Here is a 17286-nt window from a genome sequence, read left to right as displayed (position 1 = left end):
TGCACCGGGGGCGTCCCGGCGACGGCACGGCCGCGGCAGGACCACCGGGCGGCTGCGCGGCACGACACCGCATCCCTCCGAGGCACCGCCGCACCAGCGGTTCTCCTGCGGCAAGGCCGGTCGGCGCACTTCCACCGGATGGGCTGAGCCGTTCGCCGCCTCCCACGCCACGAGCCACCGCACCATTCACCGCGACACCCTGCCAGCCCACCGGTCAACGCCTCGATCGGCTGGGGACCATATCCGTTCCGATGTCGTGTCGTAGCAGCCCGACAGGCCTCTGAGAGGGAGCGGGCCAGGAGTCGGCTCCAGGGGTCGACGGGCCGAGTCATTCTTACGTGGTCCTCGATCTGGCGGGTCATGCCCCATGGCAGGCGCCAGGTTCCACCGCGATCGACGCGGTGGTGGGAACGTCATGGTTTCGCCCGGTCCTGTGTCGGGCGGATGTCTGCGGCCGGGCCCTGCCGGTTCCTGTCACGAGGCCGGGCTCGTGCTTGGAGCGGGAGGTGGGCCCACCACGTCGTAGGTCGCGCAGATGAATGCTCGGTTGCGTGCCACGTCCTTCAGGTGCAGATCGAAACGGCGGGGGAACAGGGGGCGGCCTGCCCCGAGGGTGACTGGCGCGATGGAGACCATCAGCTCATCCAGCAGTCCGGCGTCCGCGAACTGGGCGGCCAGATCCCCGCCGCCCACGACCCAGATGTCCTTCCCGCCGGCGGCGTCGGTGAGCCCGGCGTGGATCGGGGCCACCTCTCCTTGGGCGAAGCGGATGTCCGCCCCGGTGATCGCCGGCAGCTGCGCGTGGGAGACCACCCAGGCGGGCATCTCATAGGGCCAGCCCTCACCGGTGGCGTGCAGGTGCTCGAGCACCCACTCGTAGGTGGTTCGCCCCATCACGACCGCCCCGACACGAGCGAGGAACTTCTCGTAGCTGTGCGGGCCGGTGCTGTCAATGTCCTGGGCGAACAGCCAGTCCAGGTGGTCCTGCTCGTCGGCGAGGTAGCCGTCCAGTGTGGTGGCGGTGTAGAAGACGGTGCGGGTCACCGGAGGCCTCCTGTACGTTGTTGCCACCACTCGATCGGGTCCCCGGAATCGGGGGTGACTCCGGCCTGGCGCAGCATCAGCCGGGCCAGCTGGCGCCGGTGGACGGAGAACGTGAGCACATGGGCGATCACGTTGCTGATCACGAAGCTTTCCGGCGGCTCGCACAATGCGTCGATGATCCGGTCGCTCCAGGCAGCTCTGCGGTCGATGTCCCGGACCATGGTCAGCCAACGGGGTGCGATCTGCCCGTGCCGGTCCGCCAGCTCCGCAAGGTCGTCACTGCCGGTGTCCGGGGTGTCGTGTCCTTCGATGGCCGCCAGCCAGATCTCCTTGGTGGTCACCAGGTGGGCGAGCACTTGCGCGAGCGTCTCATCAGGACCGTCCCAGCCCAACGGTGCGCTGCCCGGCACCTGCACCCTGCGGTAGTCCGGTGCGGACACCCCTTGGGCCAGCTGCAGCAGCTTCCCCACGTCCTCGACGTCGTGGTGCAGCATCAGCTCCGTCACACCGGCCGCCGGTCGGGCCGTGGCGGCCTCCTGGGCGTCGACCCACAGGGAGGTCGGGGGGTGGAAGTGGATGCCGTTGGGAGCCGGTAACCAGTGGCCCGTGGTCCGGTCAGCGGTGGCGCTGGGCGGATGACCGAACGCACGGGTGAACGCGCGGGTGAAGCCGTCGACGGACTCGTAACCGGCCGACCATGCCGCCTCGGTCACCGATCGACCGGTGCCCAGCTCCCACGCGGCCCGCTCGAGCAAGACCCGGCGCCGCATCGTCACCGGCGGTTCTCCAGCCCCACGGCTGAGCTGGCGGCTGAAGTGGTACGGCGAGGAACAGGCGTCACCGGCCATGTCCTCCAGAGTGCGGTTGTTCTCATCGAGCACCGCGTCGAGCAGCTCACGCAGTCGATCCCGTTCCTGATCCGTCATGACCCCAGTCTGACCGCAGCCCAGCCCGACGCACCCGACCGTCCTTGCTCACCACACCGGTGTGCTGCCGTGCTGGTCCACGATCCCGCGCGCGGTACGGGCGCGCTGACGACCTCCGCCGCACAGGAGACGACGGCATGGCTCCAGGGCATGGTCGTTCCGGAACAGCATGGGATGGGCGGGCCGGCCCTCCAGCGCCCGGGGTCGGCCATGTTCTCCGAGGCGGTGCCCAGCAGCAGGTGCGTGGTCGGTTCCAGGGTGGCGTGCACGCACAGCGGGACGTCGCACCAGTGCAGCGCGATCGACCCCTCGATCGCGCCCAGCCCGCCGGGGACGGTGGCCAGGAGGTGAGCAGATCCAGGACCCGCGGCGACGGATGGCCACCACTGATGACGAGGCCACGGCGGCCGGCTCAGTCCTGCGGATGCGCCGGTCGCTGTCGGGGTGCTTCGCATGGCGCGTGGACCAGGCCTTCGCCACCGTCTCCCCCATGCGTGCTCCCGCGATGGAGCCCCAGGACGGGGAAAGCTGCGGGTGGAGCCCACCTCCTTGGACCTCGACCAGGCCCAGGCGCTCCTGATCCACGGCCCCGGCGAGGCTCAGACCAACCCGGACCACGATCGTGACGCCATCGCCCTGGGCCTGATGGGGGTGCTGGGTCCTCGCGCTGGGGAGATCGTGGCACTGGAGGCGCACCACTTCACCCGCGCCACGTCTACCGCCTCGGGGTCGTTGCAGGTCTGCGGCAAGGGCCGCACCTGGCGCACTGTCCCGGCCCCGCCCTGGCTCGAGCAGCTGATCACCGCCTACCGCGCCCGGCTGGGGACCAACGCGCCTGCTCCGCTGCTGCTCTCCCCCACGGGGCGCGCGTCTGGCGGCGCGCGACCTCGAACGTCTCCTGGGGCGGGCGGTGATGCGCACCCGGGCTGCGGACCCTGCCCGTGCGAGGGCGGTGGTCCCGCACGGGCTGCGCCACACCGCCGCGACTCTGATGCTGGCCGAGGGGTGGGACGTGAAGGTCGTCGCCCGGCTGCTGGGCCACGCCACGGTGCACACCAGCTCGAAGTACCTCGACGAGCTGCCCGGGGAGCTGTCGGTGGCCATCAACGCCCACCCTCTCACTCCGGCCCGCACCTGACGTCGTGGAGCTGCGGCTGGACCGGGGACCACCACAGCGCCATCTGGCCACAGTTCTCCAGCAGTGCCCACCCCGGGTGCTCGAACCCTGGGACCCGTTGCGACGGTCGGATTCAGCGAGGTGTCGCAGATGGCTGCCGCCACAATGCCTGCGGCCCGCCATGTGACCCCTGAGTCGGTGATCCGCTCCCCTTTGATCTCCAGCTCCGCCTAGGCCAGAGCAGCCATCACCGTGAAGTCCATGTGGGCGGACGGGCGGCCCGGTGCGGCTCAGGCGGGGAGGGTGGTGGTGGGACGATTCACCTCGATGGTGCCGCCCGGTGACGTCGTTCCCAGGCTGATCAGGCGGCCCTCCAGGGTGAGCCGTTGGGTGGGGCTGCCGGGGGTGAGGTTGGCCGCGATGTTGCCGCGGGCCATGTAGGTGCCCCGGGCGGTGGTGCTGATCCCGAGGGTGATGTTCCCGGTGGCGGTCCAGTAGACGTGGGCTGCTCTCGCCTGGTTGCTCAGCAGTACACGGCTGCTGTCCGTGGCGGTGATGGTGGCGGCTCGGAAGATGAACTGCGCCGCCGGGTTGCCTTGGGCGTCCAGGGTCAGGTCGCCGGTGACGGTGAAGGTTCCGGTGGCGCTGGTGTGGATTCCCGGTGTGATCCGGCCGGTCAGTACCGTGGGCCGGCTGGCGGTGGCTGGCCGGGCGAGCAGGGCGCTCTCCAGCGCACGGGCGTCTGTCATGGCGTTGGCCGCCGTGGCGGTGCCGGGCTCGACCGTCCCGGAGACGTTGCGGCGCGCCCCGCTGGACTGCAGACCCTCGATAGCCAGGCCGGGGTGGGAGCCCACGCTGCCGCCCACCGATGAGGGGTGCCCCAAGGGGGTGTGATCGGTGAGTCGGGTGGAAGCCAGGAGCGCGAACGGTCCGGCCCTTCCCAGGGTGATCGGAGGCATCCCCACGTACCGCCACGAGGCTGCGGTGCCTGTGCGGGCGGTGAAGGCGGCTGTGCTCGGTGGCGCAGGCAGGCCGGTCAGCCCGCCCAGGACCGCGACGCCGGCCACGGTCATGGCGCCGCGGCGGGCGAGCACCGGGAGCTCCTGGATATCAGAGACTGCATCGTCCTCGTCGTCGTGACCGCGCGGAACGAAGCCGGTCAGGGTGATCAGCAGCGCCGCTACGGTGGTCGTGGCCCACAGTCCCAGGGGCAGATATTGCCCGGCGCCCAGCCACAGGGCGGGCAGTCCGATGAACGGCACCAGCAGACGGGCCTGGCCGGTGATCTGGTCTCGGACCAGGGGGGTGGAGTCCACGTCGGCGTTGGCGTCTCCGGCGGTGGCGTAGGTGCCGTCCTCGTGGTCGATCACGATCCGGTGCAGCATCGAGCGTTCCACCCCGCTGGGCTGGGCTCCGGCGGGGCTGGTGAACTGCACGACTCCCCCGACCGGCACCGGCCGGTCAGCGGGAAGGTCGGAGAGCACGACGACATCGCCGGGGGCGATGTGCGGTTCCATGGACCCGGTCTCGATGATGGTGGAGTGCCAGCCGAACAGGGACGGAATCAAGGCGATCGACGCCAGGCTGGCGATCATCACGAGGTAGATCTGGGCGGCGGTGCCGGTGAACAGCCGCACCCAGCCCCACAGCACGGCCGTCACGTTCTCAGGAGCTGGCTCGGCGGTGGGGCTGGGTGCGGGGTCGGACTGGTTCCACACGGAGGAGCGGGTCAGGCGGCGTCGTTGCTCTGCAGCTCCCAGACCAGGTCCACGCTCACGCGAGAACCCTGGAGCGCGTCGATCTGGGCTTGGGACATGTTCGCGGTGTCGAAGGTCCAGGTGCCGCGGTAGGTCGTGGACTCCCCCGGGGTGCCTTCGGTCTCCCAGGCGGCGCCGCCGGTGGCGTAGTCGCGGTTGGCCTGAGCCAGGGTGGTCAGCGACTGGGCCGGAAGAGCCCCGGGGACGGGGGTGAAGCCGTCGCAGGAGTCGAAGGAGCCGCCCGTGCCGCGCTCGACCCGCAGGTCGATGTGGTCCTCCAGTCCGGCTGCGGAGCCGGCGAGGTTCTGCACATAGGCGCGCACCTCACCGGCGACGGTCGAGTTGGAGGTCACCACGATGCAGCGCTCACCGGTCGCACCCGGGACGAGGTTCTCCACGGTGAAGCCGGCGCGGCCGGCGTCGTCGTCGGTGAGGGCGACCTGGCCGGTGGCCCAGGAGTTGCCGGAGTTGCGGGTGGTGGCGGTGAAGGCGGCGGTGGAGCCCTGCCAGACCATCAGGCCGGCCACGAGCACGGCGACGGGAGCGGCGGAGAGCCCGGCGATCTTGCGGGTCCGGCGGGAGGGGGTGCGCATGAGGGGTCCTTTTCTGCGACGGGGCCCAGTGCAGGTGCGTGGTCCTGCGCCGTCGCTGATGGAGGGAAATGGGCGCGCGGTTGAACCGTGATGGGGGTCATCGGACAACCGGGGTCACCCTACGGATCAGCCGTGTCGATCTCCAGAACTTTCGTCCAGCCGTGGCGCCGCTGGGCATCACCGCAGGTGCAAAAGGAAATGGCAGGTAGGGCGAGTCGGCACACTGTCGTCATGCGCTGCGTCACCCTGAACCAGAGGGTCATGCTCGAGGGGGACGGCGGAGTCAGGCGCCGGCTTCCAGCAGCCGGACGCGCGTCCAGGTGGTGTTTCCGTCCTCGGGCGCGGTACAGCTGGTGTCGGGGCCGTAGTGCAACCAGCCCGGCAGGCCGGCGGTGAAGGTCGTCCGGAGGGCGGGGTCGTCGGGGATTTTCGCTCGTCCTCACGATCGTGCTGGGCTGCGGGCACTTTCTCGGTGGCGAAGACATCACCGAAGTGCCCACCGCGCTTCAGCCGCTGGCCCCGGCCCTCACCGATCAGCCGCCTGCCACGAACCGCATGACCGGGTGCACCTAGCCGGTTCCGCTGATGAGGGACCCGCCGGTCGCCCGCCAGTCGATGAGCCCACGGACCATGTCGACGGCGTCGAATCCGAGCTCGCGAAGGAGGTTCGCCGCTCCTGAGGACAGGAGCCCGCCCGTGCAGAAGGTGATGAGCAGACGGTCTTCCGGCAGTTCGGCAGCGCGCTCTTCGAGGTGGTCCAGCGGGATGTGCCAGGCCCCCGGGATGTGGTTCCGACGCCAGTCCTGCTCGCGGCGGACGTCGATGATGAGCGCACCTGCGTCGATGAGGCTCAGGGCCTCCTGCGCGGTGACCGCCGGTGGCCGACGCAAGAAGTGTCGAAGCCTCAACGACGAGGCCCCTTCCGGGTATCCACCCAGGGGCAGAAACCACCGAAAACCGGCACGGGAGCGGGCAAGGAGAGACCCCACACGAGGCGGTGGCCCGGTCGAGCGGTGGCGGCCGAGGGTCGGATCAACAGGATGCCCGCGAGCACGTGCACGGCGGGATGGGCAAGAACCATGCCTTTAGAATACCTAAAGGTACTCGGGCCTGCCCACCGTCTCCAAAAAGCGCTCCCGAAGGGCCTCTGCGATGCCGGGGTTCGTGGCGGTGAATTCCGCATCGAGTGCGGCAACCTTCTGCCCCGCCTCGGCCAGGAGGCGCTCACCGACCGGCGTGACGCGCAGCCGAGACGCCGCCCCGGCACGAGAGGTGGCATCCTCCACCCATCCGTCGGCCGCGAAGACCGACACCGCGCTATGGACACTCGGTGTGGTGATCCGGGAACGGCGGGCGAGCTCACTGAACGAGAGACCGGGTGCAGCCTGGATGTGCCCGAGCAGTGCGTACTTGCGTGTCGTCAGCCCCAGCGGTTTGAGCGCGTCGGCCAGCGCCGCCTCCCAAGAGGCAGCGCAGGTCAACAGCATGACCGTCGGGCTGAACGGCGGCAGCTTAGGCATGCCAGCAGACTACTGGGCAGCGCGTCGGCGTGCTCGACGGGGCGATGCGTCTCGCGTCGATCAGGTCGTCAGCCCCTTCGGTGACGGCCAGCCGGCTCTTGTTCTGCTTCCACGCCCAGGTGCTCACCCCGCTGCGGTCGCCCCTTCCCGGATGCGGCGGTAGAGGGGGCCCGGGACATCCCGAGGTCACGGACCACGTGGGCGGCCGGCTCCCCGGACTCGCTCAGACGCAGGGGATTCCGGATCCGGGGGTCGGTGCACGCCGGGCGCCGCCCTCCGAGGTCCTTGCCGGCGGCCCGGCGTTCGGCCACGGAGCCGGCGTTGCGTTCGCGAGTGATCACCGGCTCCATCTGGGTCAGGGCAGCCATGACGGTGAACGCCATCGGATCCGTCGGGGTGGCGGGGTCCACGCCCGCCCCACCGAGGTGCAGCACCCGCAACCCCGCGCCCCTGTATCGCCACTGCCTGGCGAGGGCCGGCCATGTTTTGCGTCAACCGCGATGCCCGTAAGCGGAACCCCTACCGCACCCCATAAGCCAAGTGGTCGATCGAAGCTTCAGCAATCCCGCGTTCCATGAGCACCGACAGGTGGCGTCGAGCAGCAGTCGGAGGGTCTCGGACGTGGAAGTGGGGTCAGCGCACGCGCGTCCACGTTCCGTGCAGTTGCACGAACTCGTCACCGATGACGGGTGAGGCCATGCACGTACCGCCGGTGTAGTCCTCGATGTGGGTGACGTGGGCACCTGCTTCTGGTTCGGTCCACCGCACCACGTACAGGCCATCGCGGGCCTTGGTCGTGGTGTAGTCCATCGTCTCGGTGCGGCCCTCGATAGCGCCGCCGGTGACGAGGAAGGACATCCTCGTGTCGGTCTCGAAGGTGTACTCGACGGTGAAGTGGCCCAGCGGGGTGTCCGGGCCGAAATCGGCGAACCATGTTTGGCCCACGCTGGGCAGGACGGCGTTCTTCTCCATGGGGTGCATGCCTTCTGTTAGTGGGAGCCGCGGATGACGTGGATGTTCAGTTCGAAGGAACCGAACTTCTCGGCGAGGGTGAAGGACAGACGTGAGTACATCTCCACGGCGCGAGCCCCGGTGATGTCGCCGAGGTCGAGGATCGACTCGGCCGGCCAGCCGAGCTGGTGGAGGATGCCCTCGACGGTCTTCTTGGCCTGGTCGTCGTTCCCGGCGACGAAGATGTTGTGCTCGCAGGGGATTCTGCCCGGGTCGACCATGATTTCGCAGTACACGGTGGTCAGCGATTTGACGACCTTCGCGTCGGGAAAGTGGCGCTGGAGCTGCTCGCCGAGGCTGTCGGTGTTCGCCACCGTGAGCGTGGGAGGCATGCCCTGGGACAGGTCCAAGGGCAGCGCGAGGTCGAGCAGGACCTTGCCGGCCAGGTGGTCCGCGCCGACCGCGTGCAGCGCGTCCCGGGAGACGGCGCCGTGGGTGGCGTTGAGGATGATCTCGCCGTGCGCTCCGGCGTCCGGGAGGCCCAGCAGCCGCACCTCGGGGTGCTCGTCCTGCCACTGCGCGTAGGGCGGGGTGCCCATCCCGTCGGGGGTAGTGCGCGCCAGAGTGTCCTTCGGGTTGCGCGTGCCGATCACGAGGTCGTGTCCGAGCTGGGACAGGCGGGCGGCGAGGATGCGCCCGACCATGCCGGTTCCTAGTACGGCGATCTTCATCAAGGTGTTCTCCTTCAGATGGGTGGTGTCAGCGCCCGTCGCGCGGGCTGACCTCGACGGTCGCGGCCTTCGGGCCGGCGGCGACCATCGGCGGCAGGTACGGGCTGCCGGCGTACTTGTGGTGGTAGGCGGCGTCGATCTTCTCGCCCAGCTGCGGATCGCTGATCGGGGTGAACTCGACCTCGTGCTCCTGCCCGGCGGCGGTGATCCGCCCGGCGCGCTGCGCGATCGCGGAGCGGTACCAGCGGCCGTTGACGCCGTTGTAGGCACGCACGAACAGGCGCCCGTCGGCCACGACCGACCAGATCCAGGTCAGGGTTCCCGTCGTCGTGCCGTCGGCGTGGTACGGGGCGATATGGAAGTCGTCGGTCGCGGCGATCTTCTCGATGGTGGTGGTGGGGCACATGGCCATGTGTGTGTCCCTTCAGATGGTGGTTCTCGGGGGAGGAAAGCCGGAACGGCGCTGGACCGCGTCCCGCCGGGGCGAGGGCACCCGGGCGGGACGCGGGGTATGGAAAGGTCAGGGCTTCAGCAGCGTCTTGATGGCGCGGCGCTCGTCCATGGCCTGGTAACCTTCGGCGGCCTGATCCAGCGGCAGGGTGAGGTCGAAGACCTTGCCGGGATTGATCTCACGCTTCCAGATCAGATCGATCAGCTCGGGGAGGAAGCGGCGCACCGGGGCAGGGCCGCCGTGGAGGTGGATCGTCTCGAAGAACAGCTCTTCACCGTTGATCTCCACGCCGTGCTGCATGCCGACGAATCCGACGTGCCCGCCGGCGCGCACGGAGCGGCGCGCCTGAGCCATGGACTCCACGGTGCCGACGGCCTCGATCACCGAATGCGGACCGTACCCGCCGGTGAGCTCCTTCACCTTGGCCACGCCCTCGTCGCCGCGCTCTTCGATGATGTCGGTCGCGCCGAACTCACGGGCGAGCTCCTGCCGATCCGCGTGGCGGGAGAAGATGATGATGCGCTGGGCACCCAGTTGCTTCGCGGCAAGCACCGCCAGCAGCCCGACCGCCCCGTCACCGACCACGGCCACCGTCTTGCCGGGGCCGACCTCAGCGGCCACGGCACCGAACCAGCCGGTGCCCAGCACATCGGAGGCGGCCAGCAGCGACGGGACGAGGTCCTCGTCGGGCTGACCCGGTGTCGCGACCAGGGTTCCGTCGGCGAGTGGAACGCGGAAGTACTCAGCCTGCGCCCCACCGGCACCGGCAAATTCGACGTGCGCGCAGCGGGACTGGTAACCGGCCTGGCAGATCTCGCAGGTGTTGTCGGAAGCGAAGAACGAGCCGACGACGAAGTCTCCGACCTTGATGTTCCTCACCGCCTCGCCGATCTCCTCCACGACGCCCACGTACTCGTGGCCCATGGGGGTCGGCTCGGCGGTGGCGTCCGCCCCACGCCATGGCCACAGGTCCGACCCGCACACGCAGGCTGCGACCACGCGGATCACCGCGTCGGTCGGCGCCTGGACCGCCGCCTTCTCGCGTTCCTCCACCCGAACATCTCTCGGGCCGTACATGACGACTCCACGCATAGAACCGTCTCTCCTTTCACCTCACCGGTTGCTGCTTGTCCATCCATGCTCCGCCCGCTGCCTGCCCTCTGCCAGGCACTGTCAGGGCCCCCCTCCTCAGAACTGGTTCGACCTAGGCTGGGTGCATGGAGATGCAGCAGGAGATCCGGGACTTCCTCATGACCCGGAGGGCGCGGATCACGCCCGAACAGGCTGGCCTGCCCTACGTCGGCGGGACCCGCCGTGTCCCGGGTCTGCGCCGCGAAGAGGTGGCGATGCTCGCCGGGGTCAGTGTCGAGTACTACACGCGCATGGAACGCGGCAGGATCGGAGGGGCCTCCGAGAGTGTTCTGGAGGCGTTGGCGCGAGTCCTCCAGCTCAACGACGACGAACGGACCCACCTGTACGACCTGGCACGCAACGTGACATCGCAGGGATTTCGACGCAGCAGCGCACAGCGCTCACCCATCGACCACTCGGTCCAGCAGGTGCTGGACTCCATGAGCGTGCCTGCCATCGTCCAGAACGGGCGGCTGGATCTTCTTGCGGCGAACGATCTCGGCCGAGCGTTGTACGCCCCGCTGTACGACACCGCGAAGCAGCCGCCGAACTTCGCCCGATTCGTGTTTCTCGACCCCCGCGCTGAGGAGTTCTACGCCGATACCGACCAGTCCCGCAACCTTCTCGTGGCGGTGCTGCGCGCTACAGCCGGCCGTGACCCCATGGACCAGAAGCTCACCGAACTCATCGGAGAGCTCTCCACCCGCAGCGCCGACTTCGCTGCCCGCTGGACGAAGCACAACGTGAAGCGTCACTCCCGAGGGCGCAAGGTCATGCACCACCCAGCCGTGGGCACCCTCGACCTCGAGTACAACGACTTCGCCCTGCCCGGAAATCCTGAGGTTTCCATCACGACCTACACGGCCACACCGGGAAGCCCCAGCGCCGACGGACTCGCCCTGCTGGACACCTGGACCCACGCCCAGAAAGGGAAAGCTACATACAGCTCTGGCATCGGCCGCCCCGGAACACCTGTGTCCTCCACCCACCACGCCTCCAGCGGGGAAACGGAAGACGGAAACTCGTCGCCCCGTGCCGAGGCGGGCCAGCCCTGGGGCCCGCCTTAACCATCCATCGCACGAACGGCGGGCGTGCGTGGGCCAAACACACCGGTTGAGGCATCACGCCATGGTGGAGGGCAGCTCCCGGATCCGCCGATACAGGGTCGCTCTCGACATCCCCAGGTCCCGGGACACCTGGGTGGCCGGCTCCCCGGAATCGATCAGCCGCAGCGCATTGCGGATCTGGGAGTCCGTGAAGGTCTGGCGCCGCCCGCCGAGGTCCTTGCCCGCGGCTCGGCGTTTGGCCACGGAGTCGGTGATCCGTTCCCGCTTGATTTCGACCTCCATCTGCGCCCGGGCGGCCATGACGGTGAAGACCATCGAGCCCCGCGGGGTGTAGGTGTCCACGTCTCCCCTACCGAGGCTCAGCACCCGCAACTCCGCACCCCTGCTCCGTGATGCTTCGGCGAAGGCCAGCATGTTCTGCGTCGATGAACCCACCTCCGGACCTGCACAACTGACTGATGTGGTGTCTTAGTAGCGCAACAACACGACATGGCACGCTGACCCGGATGCCCCTCCCCTGCTCAGCGGGGATCCCCTCCCGATGTCAATACACCGTCTCGGCCATCGGGCCTTGGCGACGGGTCTCGGAGTCCAGATCTGACGGTTTTGTCGGTTGAGCCCGTTTGTCCGCCCCCTTCAACCAACGGGAAGCAGGAACCTGCCCGCTGACGGTGGCGGGCAGGGATCGGGCCCTGCCCGCCACCGTGATCAGACGGCGGTGTAGCCGCCGTCGACGAGGTAGTAGCCGCCGGTCATGAACGAGGCCTCCTGCGAGAGGAGGAAGCTCACGAGGTGGGCGACCTCCTCGGCTGTGCCGAGGCGACCGAGGGGATGCTTGCCGGCGAGGGCTTCTTTCACCTCCGCGCTAAGGGAGTTCTCCACGAGCGGGGTGTTGATGTAGCCGGGACCGACAGCGTTGATGCGCAAGCCCTGGGGGCCGTACTCGGCGGCGGCGTTCTTGGTGATTCCCACCACGCCGTGCTTGGCGGCGGTGTAGGCCCCATTGCCCAGGGCGGCGACGGCGCCATGGATGGAGGCCATGTTGACGATGGCGCAGTCCTCACCGCCGGCTTCAAGCATCTGAGGAATCTGGTAGCGCATGCCGTAGAGCACACCGTTGAGGTTGATGTCGATGACCCGGTCCCAGTCCTCCAGGTCGGTCTCCCCGGCCGGGGCCTGCTTGCCACCGATCCCGGCGTTGTTGACCGCCAAATGCAGCCCGCCGTAGGTGTCCACGGCGTGGCGGACGACCTTCGCGGCGTCTTCCTTCAGGGCAGTGTCCTGCTGCACCGCTGTGGCCGTTCCCCCGGCCTCGGCGATCTCCCCTACGACCCGCTGAGCCGCCGGCAGGTTGATGTCGCTCACCACGACACTGGCGCCCTTGGCGGCGAGTTCCTTGCTGATCGCCTCCCCGATGCCGGAGCCACCTCCGGTGACGAGAGCTACCTTGCCCGTGAACTGAGCCATGATCGGTTCCTCCTTCGCCTCACGCCACAGGGGTTCCGCGGCGACCTGGTGAGCCCGATGGGGCTACCTCGCACAGCCTGCCACGAGGCATCACCAAGGCCCACGACGCTGCCACCCTCCCTTGGCGCAAGGGCACCCCGAACCGTGCGTCGATGCAGCTCCGGGTGCCTGGCACCCGCCCGGCACCCAGTAGATGCACCACCAGCAGCGCTCAGTTCACCCTCAACACCCGGATCCCCTTATGCCCGAGGCGCCAAGCCTGGGCGCAGAACCGCTGCTCCCAGCGGGAGGCCTTCCGCATCCTCCCCGCAGCCTCGAGCAGCCGCAACATCAAGCGGCGCGAACTGGCCGTGGATCTGGTCGTCACCGTGGGCTAGGGCCCAGCCATGACTCGCTTCGCCTGCTGACCCCTTCCCCGGTCCTCTCAGCTCCACCGCCGCCCGCTGCGGGCGGGATGTCTGCCTTGGGGGCGGATGGTCCTAGGGGATTGGCGTCTTCCCTCGACGCATTAGGCAGTGACTGTTGTCACATTGCACCCGCACAACCTACGCTTGTGCAGTATACACAGCATTGTTGCAGTATACGCAACATATGAGGAAAGGGACGAGGATGTCCACACGCTCGACGATCCGACGCCGACGCACGGTCATGACGGCCGCCGCACTGACCGGTCTGCTCGCTGTGACCGCCTGCGCTGACCGCGGCGGAGCTTCCGCCTCCGGCGGTGAGTTTCCTGCCGAGACGATCACGTTCATGACCCCCACCTCGGCCGGGGGCGCGACCGACCTGACAGCTCGCACTCTGGCCACGGAGATGGAGAAAGACCTGGGGGTCTCCATCGTGGTGGAGAACCGTCCCGGCGGTGCCGGCAGCGTCGGCATGGAGCATTTGGCCGGTCAGGCCGCCGACGGGTACACCATCGCGGTCCTGCCGGTGGAGGTCAGCCTGTTGGGGCATCAGGGCTATGACATCGACCCTGCCGACTACGACTTCCTGGGGCAGGCGAACTCCCAGCCGGGAACGATCGCGGTCCCGGCCGACAGCCCCTTCCGCACCCTGGAGGACCTCATCCGCGCAGCCAAAGAGGACCCCGGCAGTGTGGCCGTGTCCAACGCCGGCCCCGGGTCCATCTGGGAGGTGGGCGCCACCGAGCTGGGCAACGTGGCCGGCGTGAAGTTCAAGAACGTCCCGTTCGACGGAGGCGCCCCGGCGGTGACGGCCGCCACCGGTGGTCAGGTCGACGCGGTGGTGGCCGGTATCGGGGAGACCGCCCCTGCCCACGAGGACGGCCGCCTGCGGGTGCTGGCCGTCTTCACCGAAGATCGCGCCCCTGCCCTCCCGGACGTGCCCACTGCATCAGAGCAGGGACACGACGTGGTCATCGGCAGTTGGGCGACCATTGCCGCCCCGACCGGACTGGACCCAGAGGTCGCAGGAACGCTGGAGGAGTCCCTGGAGAAGGCGGTCGCATCGGAGGCCTACGTCTCCTTCATCGAAAAGGGCGGCAACCTGCCGCTCTACCGTTCGGCGGAGGAGACGACGGAGTTCGTGGACGCCGAGAGCGGGCGCTTCGCCGAGCTGGTCGGAGCCGGGTCGTGAAGGCCGTGCCAGTGGCCAGCGTCCCGCACGGGATGACCGACGACGGGTCTACCGCCGCCATTGACCGTCCCGCCGTGGGGCCGGCACCGGGAGCCCGGAAGATCAATGTGCGCGGCTTGTTCGTGGCTCTGGCGGTCACCCTGATCGGTGGTGCGGCGATGTGGTCGGCCAACGCCCTGGATCTCTCTGCGGCGGACGGATCCATCGGCCCCGGATGGTGGCCGACGGTGCTGGGCGGGCTGCTCGTGGCCGGGGCCGTGGCCATCGGGGTCGTCGCCCTACGCCGGCCTGATCCAGTGCCCGAAGAACGAGTCAACGCCCACGGTCTCGGCCGGCTGGGAGCCGTCGTCGCGGCAATCATCCTCTACGGCATCGGCTGGTACTACTTCCACTTCCTGCTGGTCACCGTCGTTTTCCTGTCCGCCTTGCTGTTCGTCACCGGCGGGCGAGGCCTCAAGGCCTTGGTGGTGTTTCCCGTGCTGACCGCAGCGGTGCTGTACGGGTTGTTCGGTCTGCTGCTGCGGGTGCCGCTGTGAACGCCGTGGTCGAGGGCGTCACCGCCCTGCTGGATCCGACCATCGGGCTGTGCCTGCTGATCGGGGTCCTGCTGGGCACGCTGGTCGGTGCCGTGCCGGGGATCACCGCGACGATGGCCGTGGCACTGGCGGCCGGGTTCACGCTGACACTCGAACCCCTCCAGGGCCTGGCCGTGCTGCTGTCCATCTATGTGGCAGCGCAGTTCGGGGACCGGGTGCCGGCCATCCTGGTGAACACCCCGGGCACCCCGGCCTCCATCGCCTCCACCTTCGACGGCTATCCGCTGGCCAAGCAGGGCAAGGCCGGCATCGCCCTCACCAGCTCAGCACTGGTCTCCGCGGTAGGCTCCCTGGCCGGGATTCTCATCCTTGTGCTCGCGGCCCAGCCCCTCGCCTCGGTGGCCCTGCGCTTCGGCCCGGCCGAGATGTTCGCCCTGGTGGTGTTCGGACTCACCATGATGGTCGGGGTCTCCGGCGGCAACGTCTTGCGGGGCCTGGTGGCCGGTGCGGCCGGGCTGCTGCTGGGCACCGTCGGGCGCGATCCCATCACCGGCGACACCCGTTTCACCTTCGGGTTCTCAGAGCTGAGCTCCGGCATCCCGTTCATCGCAGCGATCATCGGCCTGTTCGGGATCGCGGAGCTGTTCAACCAGCTCGCCGAAACCCGGAAGAAGAACAACCCGGCGCCCATCACCCAGCTGGGGGCGTGGTGGCCCACGAAGGCGCAGCAGCGCCAACTGCTCAAGCCTTCCGCCATCGGCACCGGGGTTGGTGCCGTCGTGGGCGTCGTGCCTGCCGCCGGTGGAGACATCGCCGGCGTCATTGCCTGGGCGCAGGCCAAGCGGGCCTCCAAGCACCCGGACAAGTTCGGGCAGGGCTCCCTCGAGGGCCTGGCAGCAGCCGACAGCGCGAGCACCGCGACCATGGGCGGGTCCGTCACCACCACACTGGCCCTGGGTGTGCCCGGTGACTCGGTGATGGCGGTGATGATCGGCTCCATGATCATCTGGGGGCTTCAGCCTGGCCCGGCCCTGTTCGTGGAGTCCCCCGATCTCGTCTACAGCCTGGCCACCATCATGGTCCTGGCCACGCTCCTGGCCCTGGCCCTGGCCCTGGTCCGGATGCAGGGCGTAGTCAAGCTGTTGGCCCTGCCGCAGCAGTACCTGACGGCGATCATCATCGCCTTCTGCATCGTGGGGACCTACGCGGTGCAGAGCAGCGTCTTCGACGTGGTCCTCATGCTGTGCTTCGGCATCGTCGGTCTGCTCATGCGCCGGTTCGGTTTTCCCGCCGGGCCCATGGTGCTGGGCCTCATCCTGGGCCCGCTGGCGGAAAGCAATCTGCGCCGCGCCCTGGTCATCGACGGCCTCGGGACGCTGTTGACCAGTCCCATCGCCGTCGGCCTGCTCCTGCTCAGTCTCGGCGCCGTGCTGCTGCCGTGGCTCCGTTCTACCTCGAAAGCGAGGAAGCTCCGTGCACGCGTTCCTGAATCCGTCCGGTGACAGTCCCTCCGTCCTGTGCCTGGGCGAGACCATGGCCCTCGTCGCCCCAGCGCAGGCCGAACCCCTGGAGACCGCGGAGAACTTCGTCCTCTCGGCCGGCGGCGCTGAATCCACCGTGGCTCTTTATCTGGCCGGAGCCGGACATCGCACCGCCTGGTTGAGCCGTGTGGGTGATGATCCCCTGGGCCGGCGCCTGCTGCGACAGCTGCAGGCCCACGGGGTCGACACCTCCCTCGTCACCACGGACCCCCGGGCCCCCACCGGCGTGTACTTCAAGGATCCCGGTGAGACCGCCACCACCGTCTACTACTACCGCTCCGGCTCGGCGGCCTCCACGATGGGCCCTTCCGCCCTGGAGACCGTCGACTGGGCGCAGCTACCGGTGCTGCACCTGTCGGGCATCACCGCCGGGCTCTCCCCCAGTTGCCGCGCCCTGCTCGACGCCGCCTTCGCCACCGCCCAAGCCCACGGCACGGTCGTGTCCTTCGACGTCAATCACCGCCCAGGGCTGTGGTCCGCTGCAGAGGCCGCACCGGTGCTGGCCGAGTGCGCACGCCGGGCCGACATCGTGTTCGTGGGCCGGGACGAGGCCGAGACACTGTGGGGCACCGGAGACCCCGACGCGCTGTATGAGGCCCTGGGGACTCCGAAGCACCTGGTGGTCAAGGACGGGGCGGTGGGCGCCACGGACGTCTCCGCCGACGGCTCCGTGTTCGTGCCTGCTCATGCCGTGGAGGTCGTGGAGGTGGTGGGCGCCGGCGATGCCTTCGCCGCCGGGTATCTCTCCGGGCTGCTCACCGGGGAGCAGCCCGGTGCCCGACTGGCGCGGGGTCACGCCCTGGCGGCCCGTGCTCTGTCGAGCGTCCACGATTTTGATCTGGTGTAGTGGGCGCC

At 69.0% G+C, this 17286-nt stretch carries 17 protein-coding genes and 1 pseudogene; 6 read left to right on the top strand and 12 right to left on the bottom strand.

The annotated features are described in order from the left end of the window. Positions 1 to 474 precede the first annotated feature (474 nt). Positions 475 to 1044, bottom strand: a complete 570-nt coding sequence (locus ACYSMR_RS17430) for a dihydrofolate reductase family protein (RefSeq protein ID WP_461746918.1) — start codon at positions 1042 to 1044, stop codon at positions 475 to 477. Next, the gene (locus ACYSMR_RS17425) at positions 1041 to 1970 is read right to left on the bottom strand and encodes a helix-turn-helix domain-containing protein (protein ID WP_461746916.1); all 930 of its coding nucleotides are present in this window, start codon (positions 1968 to 1970) and stop codon (positions 1041 to 1043) included. The genes ACYSMR_RS17430 and ACYSMR_RS17425 overlap by 4 nt, the downstream gene beginning before the upstream one ends. 835 nt (positions 1971 to 2805) lie before the next feature. On the opposite strand from ACYSMR_RS17425, the gene ACYSMR_RS17420 reads away from it, so the two are divergent. Further along, positions 2806 to 3108: a tyrosine-type recombinase/integrase gene (locus tag ACYSMR_RS17420; RefSeq protein WP_461748044.1), complete on the top strand. Its 303-nt coding sequence runs from the start codon at positions 2806 to 2808 to the stop codon at positions 3106 to 3108. Positions 3109 to 3377: 269 nt separating this feature from the next. Here ACYSMR_RS17420 and ACYSMR_RS17415 read toward each other — a convergent pair whose 3' ends face one another. From ACYSMR_RS17415 to ACYSMR_RS17380, 8 genes are all read right to left on the bottom strand, one after another. Next, a complete protein-coding gene (locus tag ACYSMR_RS17415) occupies positions 3378 to 4748 on the bottom strand; it encodes an ice-binding family protein (RefSeq protein ID WP_461746914.1) in 1371 nt (456 codons plus the stop codon). 68 nt (positions 4749 to 4816) lie between these two features. After that, the gene (locus tag ACYSMR_RS17410; protein ID WP_461746912.1) at positions 4817 to 5437 is read right to left on the bottom strand and encodes a hypothetical protein; all 621 of its coding nucleotides are present in this window, start codon (positions 5435 to 5437) and stop codon (positions 4817 to 4819) included. Between the two features lie 569 nt (positions 5438 to 6006). Then, positions 6007 to 6327: a rhodanese-like domain-containing protein gene (locus ACYSMR_RS17405; protein WP_461746910.1), complete on the bottom strand. Its 321-nt coding sequence runs from the start codon at positions 6325 to 6327 to the stop codon at positions 6007 to 6009. A 204-nt stretch (positions 6328 to 6531) separates the two neighbouring features. Next, entirely contained in the window at positions 6532 to 6957 is a 426-nt protein-coding gene (locus ACYSMR_RS17400; protein ID WP_461746908.1) for a MarR family winged helix-turn-helix transcriptional regulator, read from the bottom strand. Between the two features lie 633 nt (positions 6958 to 7590). Further along, positions 7591 to 7929 (bottom strand): MoaF-related domain-containing protein, encoded by a 339-nt coding sequence (locus tag ACYSMR_RS17395; RefSeq protein ID WP_461746906.1) that lies wholly within the window; start codon positions 7927 to 7929, stop codon positions 7591 to 7593. A gap of 17 nt (positions 7930 to 7946) precedes the next feature. After that, a complete protein-coding gene (locus tag ACYSMR_RS17390) occupies positions 7947 to 8639 on the bottom strand; it encodes an NADPH-dependent F420 reductase (protein ID WP_461748043.1) in 693 nt (230 codons plus the stop codon). Between the two features lie 28 nt (positions 8640 to 8667). After that, on the bottom strand, positions 8668 to 9045 hold the full coding sequence (locus tag ACYSMR_RS17385; RefSeq protein WP_461746904.1) for a DUF2255 family protein: 378 nt from the start codon (positions 9043 to 9045) through the stop codon (positions 8668 to 8670). 114 nt (positions 9046 to 9159) lie between these two features. After that, on the bottom strand, positions 9160 to 10182 hold the full coding sequence (locus ACYSMR_RS17380) for a zinc-dependent alcohol dehydrogenase family protein (RefSeq protein WP_461746902.1): 1023 nt from the start codon (positions 10180 to 10182) through the stop codon (positions 9160 to 9162). A gap of 125 nt (positions 10183 to 10307) precedes the next feature. Here ACYSMR_RS17380 and ACYSMR_RS17375 point away from each other — a divergent pair, with 125 nt between their 5' ends. Next, on the top strand, positions 10308 to 11288 hold the full coding sequence (locus ACYSMR_RS17375) for a helix-turn-helix transcriptional regulator (RefSeq protein WP_461746900.1): 981 nt from the start codon (positions 10308 to 10310) through the stop codon (positions 11286 to 11288). A 54-nt stretch (positions 11289 to 11342) separates the two neighbouring features. Here the strand turns inward: ACYSMR_RS17375 and ACYSMR_RS17370 are convergent. Both ACYSMR_RS17370 and ACYSMR_RS17365 read right to left on the bottom strand, forming a co-directional pair. After that, positions 11343 to 11723, bottom strand: a pseudogene (locus ACYSMR_RS17370) (recombinase family protein); the annotation flags it as partial. Positions 11724 to 11996: 273 nt separating this feature from the next. Further along, positions 11997 to 12755, bottom strand: a complete 759-nt coding sequence (locus ACYSMR_RS17365) for an SDR family NAD(P)-dependent oxidoreductase (RefSeq protein WP_461746898.1) — start codon at positions 12753 to 12755, stop codon at positions 11997 to 11999. 648 nt (positions 12756 to 13403) lie between these two features. On the opposite strand from ACYSMR_RS17365, the gene ACYSMR_RS17360 reads away from it, so the two are divergent. From ACYSMR_RS17360 to ACYSMR_RS17345, 4 genes are read left to right on the top strand one after another with little or no spacing between them, the layout of a single operon-like run. After that, the gene (locus tag ACYSMR_RS17360) at positions 13404 to 14354 is read left to right on the top strand and encodes a Bug family tripartite tricarboxylate transporter substrate binding protein (RefSeq protein ID WP_461746896.1); all 951 of its coding nucleotides are present in this window, start codon (positions 13404 to 13406) and stop codon (positions 14352 to 14354) included. Beyond that, positions 14351 to 14890: a tripartite tricarboxylate transporter TctB family protein gene (locus tag ACYSMR_RS17355; protein ID WP_461746894.1), complete on the top strand. Its 540-nt coding sequence runs from the start codon at positions 14351 to 14353 to the stop codon at positions 14888 to 14890. Before ACYSMR_RS17360 ends, ACYSMR_RS17355 begins: the two co-directional genes overlap by 4 nt. Further along, the gene (locus ACYSMR_RS17350) at positions 14887 to 16392 is read left to right on the top strand and encodes a tripartite tricarboxylate transporter permease (protein WP_461746892.1); all 1506 of its coding nucleotides are present in this window, start codon (positions 14887 to 14889) and stop codon (positions 16390 to 16392) included. Before ACYSMR_RS17355 ends, ACYSMR_RS17350 begins: the two co-directional genes overlap by 4 nt. Further along, complete coding sequence (locus ACYSMR_RS17345; protein ID WP_461746890.1) at positions 16364 to 17278, top strand: sugar kinase; 915 nt, start codon at positions 16364 to 16366, stop codon at positions 17276 to 17278. Before ACYSMR_RS17350 ends, ACYSMR_RS17345 begins: the two co-directional genes overlap by 29 nt. Positions 17279 to 17286 lie beyond the last annotated feature (8 nt).

This window comes from Kocuria sp. U4B (genome assembly GCF_054875615.1).
Note: the sequence above shows the minus strand (reverse complement) of the source record. Positions and strands in the feature narration are given on the sequence as shown.